Below are 13,679 nucleotides of genomic sequence, written 5' to 3'. Positions count from 1 at the left end.
ATTACTTGAGTATCTATTAATTCCCATAATAAAATCTACAAATCGGTACTATCGTACGGTAATTGCTCTATATAGAGTGAATTACAATGAAAAAACATGAAAGTATTAGTTATTGGAGCAGGAAATATGGGATTAACTTATGCCGAAGGCATGTCAAGTTCTCCCCTTTTAAGTAAACACAAATTACGTATTTACGATACGGATCCAAAAAAAATTGAAACCTTAAGAAAAGACGGAAGGTTTGATGTTTATGACAATTTGGAAGATTGCCTTCCAAAATCACATATTGTTTTCATAGCAGTAAAACCCTATCACAGTGCTTCTCTTTTTGAACAAATGAAACCTATGTTAAGTGACCACCAAATTATGGTATCCTTAATGGCAGGTGTAACCATAGACACAATTAAAGAACAACTAGAGGCCAAAAAGGTAATAAGAACGATGCCCAATTTGCCAGCTCAGGTTGGTAAAGGCGTGACATCTTATACAGAGTCTGGCGAAGTCTCTAAAGTAGAGCTCATTATGGTGAGAAACCTTTTAGACACGACAGGTACTTCTATACATGTAAGTACAGAGAATTTTATTGATGCGTCTACGGGAATTTCAGGAAGTGGACCAGCATATGTATTTTATTTTATGCAGTCTATGTTAGAAGCAGCGTTGCAAATGGGATTCTCAGATTACGACTCGAAAGTTTTGGTTAGCAGTACTTTTGAGGGAGCCATAGCACTCTTTAATGAAAATGATATCTCTCCAAAATCATGGATAGACAAAGTGGCTTCAAAAGGTGGCACAACCCAAGCTGCTATTGATTCTATGGAAGACAATAATATAAAAACACTCATAAAGGATGCTGCTTATGCAGCCTTTGATAGAGCTGTTGAATTAGGAAAAGAAAAATAATTATGGATAGTGATATAAAACGTGTGGTCGTAAAAGTTGGAACCAACGTATTAACAAACAGAGATAACAGAATATTTGGTCCGGTTTTAAGAGAGCTTGTAAGACAAATTTCTGTATTATATGAAGAAGAAATCATGGTCATCCTTGTGTCCTCTGGATCTGCAATGGCAGGAAAGGAGATATTGGGCGAAACCAGTATTAAAGATCCTTCTATTAGACGCCAGGTCTATTCTTCGGTTGGGCAACCGCGTATGATGCGTCATTATTATAGTATTTTTCATGACTACGGAATGCGCTGCGCGCAAGTACTAGCCACGAAAAGAGATTTTGACATAGGATTGCACCGAGATAACATGATTAATTGTTATGAAGGATTACTTTCCGAAGGTATCATTCCCATTGCCAATGAAGATGATGCGGTCTCTTTGACCATGTCAATGTTTTCAGATAATGATGAGTTGGCAAGTTTAGTTGCAGAATTGATAGATGCAGATCGCCTTATTATTCTATCTGATACAGATGGACTCTACACAGGGCACCCAGACGATGAAGGTTCTAAAAAACTAAACGAAGTTAAAGTTGGTGAAAATGTAGAGCAATACGTTAAAGCCTCTAACAAAAAAGAAGGAGAAGGTCGTGGCGGAATGGCTTCAAAGTTAAAGATTGCCAAAGGCTCTGCGAGAAAAAACATTCCTACATACATCGCTAACGGTAAACGCCAAAATGTGATTATTGACATTCTCAATAACAAGCCTGTAGGAACAAAATTTATTAATTAAAAAAAGAAAGAGATTATGGAACTTTTAAGTTCAAAAATAAAAAACAACGTACTCCAATCTATGATTGACATTATTGATAGAGAGCGTAAGCACATATTAATAGAAAATCAAAAAGATTTATCTGCTTTTGACAAAGATGATAAAGCGCTTTATGATAGATTGGTTGTCAATGAGTCTAAAATTGATGACATGATTAGAGCTATTAAAGAAGTAAAATCCCAAAATGATCCTGTAGGACAAGAGATTTCTGACCTTACTCTGGATAGCGGATTACAAATTACTAATAAAACTGCTCCTTTTGGAACCATTATGATTATCTATGAGTCGCGTCCAGATGTGACTATTGAAGCTGCGGTTCTAGCATTTAAGGCAAATAACAAAATACTATTGAAAGGTGGTAAAGAAGCTAAAAATAGTAACATTATTCTTGAAAAATGCTGGCATGAAGCTTTAGAAACCAATGGTCTTTCAAAAGATTGGATTAAACTCTTACATTTTAATAGAGATGAAACCCAAGCTTTTTTGAAAAATCCTACTGAGAAGTTAGATCTTATTGTACCAAGAGGTGGAGAGCGGTTGATCAAATTTGTTAAGGACAATGCTAATTGTGCTGTACTCATAAGTGGACGCGGTAATAACTTTTTATATGTTGCTGAAAATGCAGATTGGCTAAAGGCAGTAAAAGTCATCATTAATGCAAAAACCGATAAAATCTCAGGATGCAATGCATTGGATAAGGTTTTGATTGATAAGAATCTACCTAATCTTGCTATCAAACTTAGAGAGCTACACTCCATTTTATCTAAACTTAAAGTTGAAATCGTTGTAGATGAAAAGGTGAGCGAGACGCTTTCCGAAGAAAAAATCATTGACAATGAGGCTATTTGGTATGAGGAATTTTTAGCTATGAAGTTATTGATTGCACAAGTTGATGGTGCAGATGAGGCTATTGAAATGGTCAATACGTATTCTGGAGGACATTCTGCTTCTATAATTACTGAAGATAAAGAACTAGCTAAAAAATTTATGGAACGTGTAGATAGTGCTGCAGTCTACCACAACGCCTCGACGAGATTTACCGATGGTGGACAAATGGGTGTTGGTGCAGAATTAGCGATAAGCACAGATAAGCTGCATCATAGAGGTCCACTGGGATTAAAACAGTTGGTTACCAACAAATATTATGTGTTTGGAGATGGCCATGTGAGGGTTTAAAACTTCAATAATGTTTAAAAATTAAAAATCGTTTCATTGCTGAAACGATTTTTTTTATGATTTCACGCAACCTTTTTTAAATATTGTAGACTATAGGTAAAGAAGGTACCATGAAACTATTAAAGTTATCGATTCTAGCATTATTTATTTTCTTGTCATCTTGCTCCTATGACCAAGATGATAATCTCTCTGCAACCATAGATATTGACAGTGTTGAAGTGATACGCTCAGATTCTGATTTATATGATAACGTTAAGGGCATCACAAATGATGAAGCTCGACCAGACGAGAGTATTGCATGTATAGATTTTATTTATCCCTTGACACTTTTTATTTTTGATGATAGTGATGTGTACGTTTCCACTAATTTCATATTAGATGATGAACAGTTTAGTTCTATTCTTGGAAATTTGGAAATAGATTATTCTACTAGTATTAGTTTTCCAATTACTGGAACTTTAGAATCTGGTGAGGAAATCATAATCAATACTACTGAAGAACTAAAAGTAGCTATAGACAATTGCCTTAACGAAGAAATATTAATGGAGTGTAACACATTTATACAAAATTGTCCGCTAAAGATTGGATATAGTTACAATGATGAAAATCCTTATTTAGGAGGTTATTTTTATCAGAATTATGGTTTTACTTCTTTAAATCTAGAGGATGAACTTTTGTTTGGCTCATGGTCTCCATTATTTATTGAAAATGAATTACATATCAATATAAGTATTATTGATGATACTGAAATTGGAGCGTTTTTCAATTTTGACTGGAAGGTTACATATCTTGATGAAAACACGTTACAGTTGACCAATCAAGATCGAGAACTTATTTTAAACCGAAGATGTGATCTCAATTTTACAGATTGTGGTAATTTTAGTTTTGAAGAATGTGAACTTGAGCAAGGGGAAGGCGTTTCAGAGTTTATATTTGATGATTATTCAGAATGTATTTTTGATACTCTTGAACTTGATGACGAACTACCAATTCTATTTTATGAGACCGAAGATGATGCACAATTAGAAATAAATCCAATAGTTTCTAGTGAGGTATATTTAAATTCCGAAGAAAACCAAAGTATCTATGTAAGAATAAATGACTTTGGAATTGAGGAAGATACCGAAGACGATGAATTCTATATTGCAATAATAAATTTACAATCAATAAGCTGTGATTAATCTCCACGCTAACCAACAATTTGAAAATAATCAAAAAAGTATGGTAAAAAACTAAATTAAGAATACATAAATTATTTAAAATTATAAATTGACTTTTTTAAGTATAAATTAATTTACAACTAGAGCATCTATTTGGATTTACAACAAATAATAAAAGCCTGTAAGCGCAATAATTTAAAGGCACAAAGTCAATTATACTCGCTGTATAAGGATGACCTGTTTATTTTATGCTTAAAATATTGCAAAAACAAAGAAGAGGCTCAAGACAATTTACAAGATTCATTTCTAGAGATATTTAAAAGTATTAAATCTTACAAAGGTTCTGGATCTTTTGAAGGCTGGATGAAACGAATTACAATTTATAAGGCAATAGATAAGTACAAAAAAAAGACACCAATTAATATAGAAATTAATGATGAGATTATTGAAGATACTACAATAAACACTGTGGATATTGATAGTGTACCATTAGATAAAATCTTAGAGTGCATCCAAGAATTACCAACAAGATATCGCATGGTATTTAATCTTTATGAACTAGATCAATATAAACATCAAGAAATTGCAGAGTTATTAAATATAAGCGTTAATACCTCTAAATCTAATTTACACAGAGCCAAATTAATATTAAAGCAAAGGATAATAGATTTAAATCCTACAATATTTAATTCTAAAACTACAAAATGAAAGATAATCAAGATATAGGATCTGCTCTTAAGAGCAAGCTCGATGGCCTAAAATCAAGTCCTGATGATTTTGTTTGGGAAGGAATTGAGAATAAACTTAAAAAGAAAAGAAGGGGTTTATTATTTTGGTATTTCTTTTCTGGTGTTTCTGCATTGGTTATTTTAATATTAATATTTAATCAGTTTAAAGATTCAACATCTTCTAAAAATGTTGAATTTAATAATGAAACAAACATTGTTTTTGATAAAGAAAATAGCGAGAATAAAAAGGAAGTTGATAATCAAACCAAAATTACTGACTCTATTGATTTTAAAATTAATTCTGAAAAAGGACATCTTGAGACAATTGATGTGAATAAAATTTCAGAAAGGGATTCTAATATAATTGATGTTGGAGAAAATTCAAACTTATCTAAAATTGATAAATCAGAAAAACCTGTCGATAAAGATTCTAAAAGTAATAATGAAAAACCCAAATCCCAAAAACAAGATCATAATAAGGAAAATAGGGTTACTAAATTTGATGATACAAATACAATAAAGAAAGAGAAGATTAACCCTCCTGGCAACAACAACAACAACAACAACAACAACAACAACAACAACAACAACAACAACAACAACAACAACAACAACGAAAAGGACAAGGAAAACGACAGTAAAAACTACAACGATAACAACAACGACAAATTAATTACATCAAAAAATTCAAAGGAAGAAGATAATAATCTTGGAGATCAAAATAATTTAAAAGAAAATCTCAATAAAAAAACAGACTCATTAGCTAAAAAACAAACTTTAGATTCTGAAGATATTGAAGAGAAAGCAAAAGACAGCTTAAAACAACGTGAAGCTAGATGGAGTATTAACCCTCAGTTTATCATCTCTAACTATGGTGCTTTCAATGCAGAGACTAAAGATAATATGTCAACAAATTATGGAATTTTACTTGGCGTAAGAATGACAAAAAACAGTTTTATAAGGACTGGCGCAAAATCACTTAGTTTAATGCAAAGTGTTGATGGCATAAATAACACAGTTAAATATCTTGAAATCCCTTTAGAAGTCAAATATTTATTTAGAGATAAGACTTTCAATCCATACCTTACAGCTGGTACAAGTTATTTTATATTGAAAGAAAGTCAATCAAACAATCCAATATCTATTGAATATGATGATGTCATATCAATAAATTTCGGATTAGGTATAGAACACAAGTTACTAGATAGATTTTATATTAACTTAGAGACAAACTTTTATTATCAAATAAAACCTATTTCAAATACTATTGACTATACACCATATATTCTCTCAATAAGCACTGGTATTGATTATCGTTTTTAAAAAAACGACTAATAAATTTGCAAAACTCATAATTTTTCCGTAGTTTACTAGCTATGATACAAGCAGACAAAGTAAAATACAAGGACATTTTAGACAATTCAGTGGAGTACCTAGAGCAACATGGTTTTGAAAACATCAAAGCAGATACCGAAGGTTATGAAACTCCAAAATCTTATGCAAAAAAAGGAAGTGACATTTCAATCACTCCAGACATTGTAGCCACTAAAGAAGGAAGAAAACACTATTTTGACATTAGTTTAAAAAGTGAAAAACCAAAATTATTAAAATCAAAGTGGCTATTTCTAAACACTTTAAGCACACTTAAGTCATCAAGATTTAGATTAATTACAACGAGAGGTCATTACAAGTTCACGAACGAAATGCTTGATGACATTAACCTTAACGATAAGAAATTAATTAAAATTTAAAAAAAAACCACTTTTCGTGTAACTTTTTTAGCACTTGTTACGTATAACTATATGGTACATTACCCTTATAGTACGATTGTTTACCCAAATTTTAAAAGAAAAATTAAATGAGACAGCTAAAAATTACGAAGCAGGTTACTAACAGAGAAACTGCGTCGTTAGACAAATACTTACAAGAAATAGGTAAAGTTGATTTAATCACTGCAGATGAAGAAGTTGAATTAGCTCAACGCATCAAAGCAGGAGATCAACTGGCTCTAGAAAAACTAACAAAAGCCAACTTGCGTTTTGTTGTTTCCGTAGCAAAACAATATCAAAATCAAGGATTAACGTTGCCAGATTTAATTAATGAAGGTAATTTAGGATTAATCAAAGCTGCCCAGCGTTTTGATGAAACCCGTGGGTTCAAATTTATATCTTATGCTGTTTGGTGGATTCGTCAATCGATATTACAAGCTTTGGCTGAGCAATCTCGTATTGTTAGGTTACCATTAAACAAAATTGGATCTATAAACAAAATCAATAAAACCTTTGCGTTTTTAGAGCAAAGCCATGAGCGCCCGCCAAGTGCAGAAGAGATTGCAAAAGAATTGGATATGACTATTAACGATGTTAAAGAGTCGATGAAAAATTCTGGACGTCACGTCTCAATGGATGCACCTTTAGTTGAAGGTGAAGATTCTAATCTTTACGACGTTTTACGTAGTGGTGAGTCACCAAATCCTGATCGTGATTTATTACATGAATCTTTGCGTACTGAAATAGAACGCGCTCTAGAAACCTTAACACCTCGTGAAGCTGACGTTATTCGTTTGTATTTTGGTCTTGGGAATCAACACCCAATGACTTTAGAGGAAATAGGTGAAACATTTGATTTAACCCGAGAGCGTGTAAGACAAATCAAAGAAAAGGCAATTCGTAGATTAAAACACACATCTAGAAGTAAAATATTAAAAACATATTTAGGTTAGTAATTAAGATATATTACGACTAAATAAAGACAACAACAGTTAATAACATAACTGTTCGTTTTTTGATTGATGAAAGAACCCAGAGCTGATTACTCTGGGTTCATTTTTTAAATATCAGCTGTTAATGTAATAAAGTATTGATTTTATATTCTTCGGAAATTTACCTCCAATTAAATATCTCAAATCAAATTCAATTATATCAAACTTATTTTTTTACATATCTTTGAATCTAATTAAATTGCGTAAAAATGTCTCAAAAATTAATTGCCCCTTCAATGCTAGCTGCCGACTTTGGTAATCTTCAACGTGATGTAGAAATGGTGAATAACAGTGAAGCCGATTGGTTTCATATTGATGTCATGGATGGACATTTTGTCCCAAATATATCTTATGGAATGCCTGTTATTCAAGCAATTAAAAAGCATGCTAGAAAACCATTAGATGTGCATTTAATGATAGAAAAACCAGAACGATATATTGAAGAATTCGCAAAAGTAGGAGCAGATATTATTACAGTCCATCACGAATCGACCGTACACTTACATAGAACATTGAGGCAAATTAAAGATGCGGGTTGCAAAGCGGGCATTGTACTTAATTTAACGACTCCTGTTTCAGTTTTAGAAGACATATTACCAGAATGCTATATGATTCTATTAATGTCAATTAACCCAGGTTTTGGGGGTCAAAAATTTGAAGATATAACCTATAATCGTATCAAAAAATTACGTAAGATGATAGACGATCAAGGTTTAAATACTCTTATTGAGATTGATGGTGGCGTAACAGATCAAAATATTAAGCAACTTGTTGATGCAGGAGCTGATGTTTTTGTTGCTGGTAGTCATGTATTCAAAAGTAATGACCAAACAGAAACCATTAAACAATTAAAAGATATTGCTAATAGCTAATATTAGTCATTATTACCATAACCATACCCATAACCGTAATTGTAGGAATAACCATAAGACCTGTTATCTCCAACCCCGTTAATGACGTAGGCTACGTTTTTCAATTTCCCACTATCACTTAAACCTTTAGAAAATTCTATCAAATTTTTCTCAGTATAGCCTGCTCTCAATAGATAAATAGTTGCATCTGCTAATCTAGAAATCAACATCGTATCTGTTACCAAAATAGTTGGAGCTGTATCAACAATTATGTAATCATAAATTTCTTTAGCTTCATTTATGAGCGTTTTAAAACGACCATTTGTTAAAAGCTGGGTTGGGTTTGGAGGAATACTTCCAGATAATAGAAGATCGTGATTAGGATGCTTATCAAAACCTTTAACTAAGATATTTTTCCAATTAAATAAATCTTCATATAAATAATTTGACAGTCCTTTTTCATTTTTATCTTTTGAAACATAAGTGTGAATTTGAGGGTTTCTTAAATCAGCACCTATCAATAATACTTTCTTATTTATACTTGATAGTGCTAAAGATAAATTAAGCGCTGTATAAGTTTTACCTTCCCCTTTTATAGTTGAAGTACAATAAATCACTTTTCCTTTTGGATTTGAATCATCATTAGGAGGTAAGATAAACTCTACATTTGAACTTAATATTCTAAATGCTTCAGATTGAACTGATCGATCTGTTGGATTATCAAATACTAAATTTTTACTTTTTATTTTTGGAAGCTCAGCAAGTACTGGGATATTATCGATTAAAGAATTAACGTCGTCTTTTCCTTTAATTTTGGTATCTAACAAATTAAAGATGTAAATCCCTCCAAAAGGAACAAGAAATCCAGCTAACAAAGCCATCATATATATGCTCCGTGAATTTGGAGAAATTGGCCCTCCACTAGATAATGCATATTCAACAACTTTTATCGATGGTTCTGTTATAGCCAAATTTATAGCAGCTTCTTCTCTTTTTTGTAATAAGAAAAGATATAAACTTTGCTTAATAGCTTGCTCACGTTCTCTAGACCTTAAAAGTTTCTCTTTTAAAGGCAAACTAGATACTTGGTAAGCATATTTTTGATTACGCTTGACTAATTGCTGCTTAGTTGACTCTAATTGCGTATTATAAGCCGATAATGATGCCTTTATATTTGCCTGAACATCTTCAAGCTTATCATTTAATATTTGTACTGTTGGATTATTACCCAGAGCACTTGCGCCTAATTTTTCTTTTTCTGAAACCAATTCATTATATTGATTTATCAATACATTAATATTTGCATCATTGATACCTATATTTGCAGGTAACAATTCGGTTTTTGAATTTTCTGAAACTAAATTATCCTTCATCAAATCTGAAATAATCAATTGATTTTCGATTTCAAATACTTGGTCTTCAGTCATGGTTCGTTGAGACAATCCCAATTCTGCATCAGATTCTATATTAATTAAATTATTAGATTTTTTAAAATCTTTTATACCTACTTCTATAGAATCCAACTCTTGGGCTAAATATTTAAAACGTTCATTAATAAAATCTATAGTACGCTCAGAAACTTGTCGCCTGTCTGAAATACCATCCTCATCAAACACATCAATAAGAGTATTCAGGATTCGTTCTGATTTATTCCTACTCTGACTAGTATAACTTAAGCTAAGCAAGTCACTCCCTTTACCTAGCATACCAACACCCACTCTACCTTTAAGCTGCATTGTAGCACTAGAAACGGGAATAAATCTTAGTATATATGTTTTCCCCACTATATCACTCATGCTTGAAACATTATCTGCTGAAAGTTCAAATGGGAAATCGTGATCTATGTTGTATGAATTAAAATTATCAATAATTACTGCTTTTTCTGAAGCTCCTGAACTTACAGCAAAGGAATTTTTATTAACAACTATTCTATAAGACTTATATGAATTAATACTGTCGTTACTAACTCTTTTAGTGACTTTAAATGGAAATCTATCAATTTCTGTGGTCAAAACATTTCCTTCTTCATAAAAAGACATTGTTAAATCCAATTCTTTAACAACATCTTCAATGATCCTATAAGATTTTAAAATCTCTATTTCATTTTCTAAATTAATATTGGACCTGTTAAAAACAAAAGCAGATGAGGGCAACTCTAGACCTTTAGTTTTATTTAAAATTTTAATTTTTGCAGCAGAACTATATATTTTTGGCGTATATCTCAAATAAAGATTCCCTCCTATAAGGGCTAATAAAACACCTAAAGCAAACCAATACCAATAGCGAAAATACTTTCGTATTTCTAATTTTATAGTTTCACCTTGATCTTTTCTTTTAGGTGTAAACGTATTATATTCTTGATTAGCCATTTATCTTGTAATTAAAATAACAGTACTTAGGAGAATAGAAACTACAGCAATAACCGAAGATGCATTACCTACAAATCCTGCACTTTTAATTTTTGGAGCATTTGGGTTTACTATAATCACATCATTGGGCCTTATTTGATTAAACTCACTGTTCAAAAACTCTGCCGAAGTTAAATCAATATGTGATATTGTTCTATTACCATTTGTTTCCCTAATAAATATGATGTCTTCTCTTTTTCCATTTATGGTTAAATCACCCGCATAACCCAACGCTTGAAACAATGAGATATTTTGCTCTGTAAAATTATATGTCCCTGGAGAATTCACTTCACCTAAAATTGCAACTTTTGCATTTAATAACCTTATACTAACAGATGGTGACTTAAAGTGCCCACCATCTTGCAACTCTTTTTTTAAATGATTCTCAAATTCCTTAACCGTTTTATCCTTTGTAGAAAGAATTCCCAATATTGGAAAATTTATAGTATTTTCTTCTGAAACCAAATATCCTTCCAACTGCATAATCTCGATACTTGCGCCTCCAGTTCCAGCTTGACTTCTGTTATAAGGTATCGCAGACTCTTCAATCAATGCTCCAATTTCAATTTTAAGAATATCGTTAGGCTGAATTTTGGGCACCGAATAGTTTAAAGCAGAATTGTTATATTCAGCAGAATCTTGTAAATACAAGATGTCTTTCTTTGAAGCACAAGAGCCAAATATCAATAAAAGTAAGCCAATAACTAAAATATTTCTCATTTAATTTTGCATTAAAATACCTGCAAATATAATCGCAAATAAAAGATTAACAAAAGTTAAAGCTATTTTTAAAAAGACAAGGTATTTAAGGCCTGAGAAATTCCGGTAACCATTTGTTTACTACTAGCCAATTGTAAATAAATAATGAAGAATATAAAAAAGTCCCAACAACAATTAACAAAAAGAATTGAAAGTGAATATCTATATGTCTAATCGTATATGAAAATGTGATCAACATTACATTTAAAATCACAATGAAAGATGTAGTTTGCCTATGAGAAAAACCTAAATCTAAAAATCGATGATGCAAATGATTTTTATCTGCTGAAAATGGACTTTTCTTAAAAATCAAAAGCCTTATGGCAAAAATCCTAAAGGTATCCAATAAAGGAAAAAACACAATAGATAATGCCATGACCGGAGCTGAGTTAAAAAATAAAGATGTTGGATTGCCTTGAATGGTGCCTATAAATCTAACCGAATAAAAAGCTACTAAAAAACCTACAAGCATTGAGCCTGTATCGCCCATAAAAATTTTCTTATTCTTTGATAAGTTCAGTCTCAAAAAAGGGATTAGAGCCCCTACAGTTGCCACAGCTGTAGTAGCCATCGTGATATCTTCAGTTTTTATGGCAATAAAAGCAAAAGCTGCAGAGGCTATTAGTGCTAAAGATCCTGCCAACCCATCAACCCCATCAATCAAATTGTAGGCATTAATTATAAGTATATAAACAAATAAGGTAAAACCTACAGAAAGCCAATATGGCATAACGGAAACTCCAAACAAACCAGACAAACCTATTATTCTAGTATCTGTAAAAACAATCAATACCATTGCTGCTATAATTTGCCCAAATAGTTTTTTTCTAGGGGAAAGTATGAGCAAATCATCTTTAAGACCCAAGAAAAAAAGTATGGTCAAACTTCCTAGAATGAGCATTAATATTTTGGTATCAAGAGCACCTCCTATCAATGTAATTACCACAACCAAACTAATATAAATACCAACACCTCCAAGATTTGGCGTCTTCTTAGAGTGACTACTTCTTTCGCCAGGTTCATCCATAAGATGTTTTGCTTCAGAAATATTAAAAATTGCAGGAAATGTACTCATAGAAACTATCATTGCAATAAATGCAGCTCCAAATAGCCAAAATGCTTGATGATCAAGAGGATTAAAATTCTCAAGTAATTCTTTTATCATTTCAACAAATTAATATAAAAAATACGTTTGGGTTTCTTTTTTATATCGCAAATATAGTTTGAAACTCTCATTTTAAGCAAAAAATCGGGTAAAAAACGTAACAATCCTATTTAATGGATTGGCAGTTCAATGCTTAATATCTATTGATATGATTGAATAATTTAGTATTCAAAACTGATTAAAATAGTTGAATTCTACTTTTTAAACCATTGAGGAATTTTAGATAAGTTTTTTGATAACACAACTTTTGCAGGAAATTTTAACCCGTTTAATTTTAATGCCTTGTAATCTTCCCTTGTTTTATTGATGATGCTTTTTAAACTTTTATTACTGGCACCACCAACTCTCATTTTTGTAATTACTTTAGGCAAATAATGAAATCTATAGTTTTGGGATTTAAAAATCCTTAAGACAAAATCGTAATCTGCAGCTATTTTATAATCTAAATTAAAGAGTCCTTTCTCAAGATAAACTTGACGTCTTAAAAATAAAGTTGGATGAGCTGGCATCCATCCTCTATTTAATAATCGGGCTTTAAAGGGTTGACTCATCCAGTTTCTTACAATAACATCGGTATTCTCAAAAGACACATAATGTAAATCTCCGTAAACACCATCAACATTGGATTTGATAAAAGAATTCGCAATATCCTCAATAACAGTTTTGTCTGCCAAATAATCATCAGAATGCACAAATCCTAGAATATCACCAGTAGCTTTATTAATCCCTTTATTTAAGGCATCATAAATACCTTTATCAGGTTCTGAAATACATTTGATGTTCTTATACTTATCTGATGCTGCTTTGATTAATGAAAGTGTTTCGTCGTTAGAATTTCCGTCGATAATAATATACTCAATATCATTATACGTTTGATTTAAAACTGAAGACATGCAAACCTCAAGCGTTTTTGCACTATTGTATGTTGCTGTGATTATAGATACTTTCAT

The 13,679-nt window shown here is 31.6% G+C and carries 13 protein-coding genes; 9 read left to right on the top strand and 4 right to left on the bottom strand.

The features are described from left to right. The first annotated feature begins 96 nt into the window (after positions 1 to 96). The 9 genes from proC (at position 97) to rpe (ending at position 8,418) form a co-directional block, all read left to right on the top strand. A complete protein-coding gene (gene proC / locus GQ40_RS16750; protein WP_047551073.1) occupies positions 97 to 903 on the top strand; it encodes a pyrroline-5-carboxylate reductase in 807 nt (268 codons plus the stop codon). A gap of 2 nt (positions 904 to 905) precedes the next feature. Then, the gene (gene proB / locus GQ40_RS16745; RefSeq protein ID WP_047551069.1) at positions 906 to 1,682 is read left to right on the top strand and encodes a glutamate 5-kinase; all 777 of its coding nucleotides are present in this window, start codon (positions 906 to 908) and stop codon (positions 1,680 to 1,682) included. 15 nt (positions 1,683 to 1,697) lie between these two features. Continuing rightward, the gene (locus tag GQ40_RS16740) at positions 1,698 to 2,897 is read left to right on the top strand and encodes a glutamate-5-semialdehyde dehydrogenase (protein WP_047551066.1); all 1,200 of its coding nucleotides are present in this window, start codon (positions 1,698 to 1,700) and stop codon (positions 2,895 to 2,897) included. Between the two features lie 110 nt (positions 2,898 to 3,007). Further along, entirely contained in the window at positions 3,008 to 4,078 is a 1,071-nt protein-coding gene (locus GQ40_RS16735) for a hypothetical protein (RefSeq protein WP_047551063.1), read from the top strand. Between the two features lie 132 nt (positions 4,079 to 4,210). Next, positions 4,211 to 4,765: an RNA polymerase sigma factor gene (locus GQ40_RS16730; protein ID WP_047551059.1), complete on the top strand. Its 555-nt coding sequence runs from the start codon at positions 4,211 to 4,213 to the stop codon at positions 4,763 to 4,765. Beyond that, the gene (locus GQ40_RS17655) at positions 4,762 to 6,108 is read left to right on the top strand and encodes a porin family protein (protein ID WP_052184311.1); all 1,347 of its coding nucleotides are present in this window, start codon (positions 4,762 to 4,764) and stop codon (positions 6,106 to 6,108) included. The genes GQ40_RS16730 and GQ40_RS17655 overlap by 4 nt, the downstream gene beginning before the upstream one ends. Positions 6,109 to 6,161: 53 nt before the next feature. Next, on the top strand, positions 6,162 to 6,536 hold the full coding sequence (locus GQ40_RS16720; RefSeq protein WP_047551056.1) for a hypothetical protein: 375 nt from the start codon (positions 6,162 to 6,164) through the stop codon (positions 6,534 to 6,536). Between the two features lie 107 nt (positions 6,537 to 6,643). Further along, positions 6,644 to 7,507, top strand: a complete 864-nt coding sequence (locus tag GQ40_RS16715) for an RNA polymerase sigma factor RpoD/SigA (RefSeq protein WP_026755111.1) — start codon at positions 6,644 to 6,646, stop codon at positions 7,505 to 7,507. A gap of 248 nt (positions 7,508 to 7,755) precedes the next feature. Then, complete coding sequence (rpe, locus tag GQ40_RS16710; RefSeq protein WP_047551050.1) at positions 7,756 to 8,418, top strand: ribulose-phosphate 3-epimerase; 663 nt, start codon at positions 7,756 to 7,758, stop codon at positions 8,416 to 8,418. Between the two features lie 2 nt (positions 8,419 to 8,420). Here the strand turns inward: rpe and GQ40_RS16705 are convergent, their stop codons facing one another. The 4 genes from GQ40_RS16705 to GQ40_RS16690 all read right to left on the bottom strand — a co-directional run bounded on the left by GQ40_RS16705 (position 8,421) and on the right by GQ40_RS16690 (position 13,679). Beyond that, positions 8,421 to 10,766, bottom strand: a complete 2,346-nt coding sequence (locus tag GQ40_RS16705) for a GumC family protein (RefSeq protein WP_052184310.1) — start codon at positions 10,764 to 10,766, stop codon at positions 8,421 to 8,423. Then, positions 10,767 to 11,525, bottom strand: coding sequence for a polysaccharide biosynthesis/export family protein (locus GQ40_RS16700; RefSeq protein WP_047551047.1), 759 nt, complete (start codon positions 11,523 to 11,525; stop codon positions 10,767 to 10,769). 85 nt (positions 11,526 to 11,610) lie between these two features. Next, the gene (locus tag GQ40_RS16695) at positions 11,611 to 12,729 is read right to left on the bottom strand and encodes an MraY family glycosyltransferase (protein WP_052184309.1); all 1,119 of its coding nucleotides are present in this window, start codon (positions 12,727 to 12,729) and stop codon (positions 11,611 to 11,613) included. 194 nt (positions 12,730 to 12,923) lie between these two features. After that, the gene (locus GQ40_RS16690) at positions 12,924 to 13,679 is read right to left on the bottom strand and encodes a glycosyltransferase family 2 protein (protein WP_047551045.1); all 756 of its coding nucleotides are present in this window, start codon (positions 13,677 to 13,679) and stop codon (positions 12,924 to 12,926) included.

Source organism: Psychroserpens sp. Hel_I_66 (assembly GCF_000799465.1).
Lineage (GTDB): Bacteria > Bacteroidota > Bacteroidia > Flavobacteriales > Flavobacteriaceae > Psychroserpens.
This window is presented reverse-complemented; position numbering and strand designations above follow the sequence as displayed.

Coding starts and splice junctions, on each gene's coding strand:
- GQ40_RS16715 (WP_026755111.1), top strand. CDS start 6,644: ATGAGACAGCTAAAAATTACGAAGCAGGTTACTAACAGAGAAACTGCG.
- GQ40_RS16690 (WP_047551045.1), bottom strand. CDS start 13,679: ATGAAAGTATCTATAATCACAGCAACATACAATAGTGCAAAAACGCTT.
- proB (WP_047551069.1), top strand. CDS start 906: ATGGATAGTGATATAAAACGTGTGGTCGTAAAAGTTGGAACCAACGTA.
- GQ40_RS16740 (WP_047551066.1), top strand. CDS start 1,698: ATGGAACTTTTAAGTTCAAAAATAAAAAACAACGTACTCCAATCTATG.
- GQ40_RS17655 (WP_052184311.1), top strand. CDS start 4,762: ATGAAAGATAATCAAGATATAGGATCTGCTCTTAAGAGCAAGCTCGAT.
- GQ40_RS16720 (WP_047551056.1), top strand. CDS start 6,162: ATGATACAAGCAGACAAAGTAAAATACAAGGACATTTTAGACAATTCA.
- GQ40_RS16700 (WP_047551047.1), bottom strand. CDS start 11,525: ATGAGAAATATTTTAGTTATTGGCTTACTTTTATTGATATTTGGCTCT.
- GQ40_RS16695 (WP_052184309.1), bottom strand. CDS start 12,729: ATGATAAAAGAATTACTTGAGAATTTTAATCCTCTTGATCATCAAGCA.
- rpe (WP_047551050.1), top strand. CDS start 7,756: ATGTCTCAAAAATTAATTGCCCCTTCAATGCTAGCTGCCGACTTTGGT.
- GQ40_RS16705 (WP_052184310.1), bottom strand. CDS start 10,766: ATGGCTAATCAAGAATATAATACGTTTACACCTAAAAGAAAAGATCAA.
- proC (WP_047551073.1), top strand. CDS start 97: ATGAAAGTATTAGTTATTGGAGCAGGAAATATGGGATTAACTTATGCC.
- GQ40_RS16735 (WP_047551063.1), top strand. CDS start 3,008: ATGAAACTATTAAAGTTATCGATTCTAGCATTATTTATTTTCTTGTCA.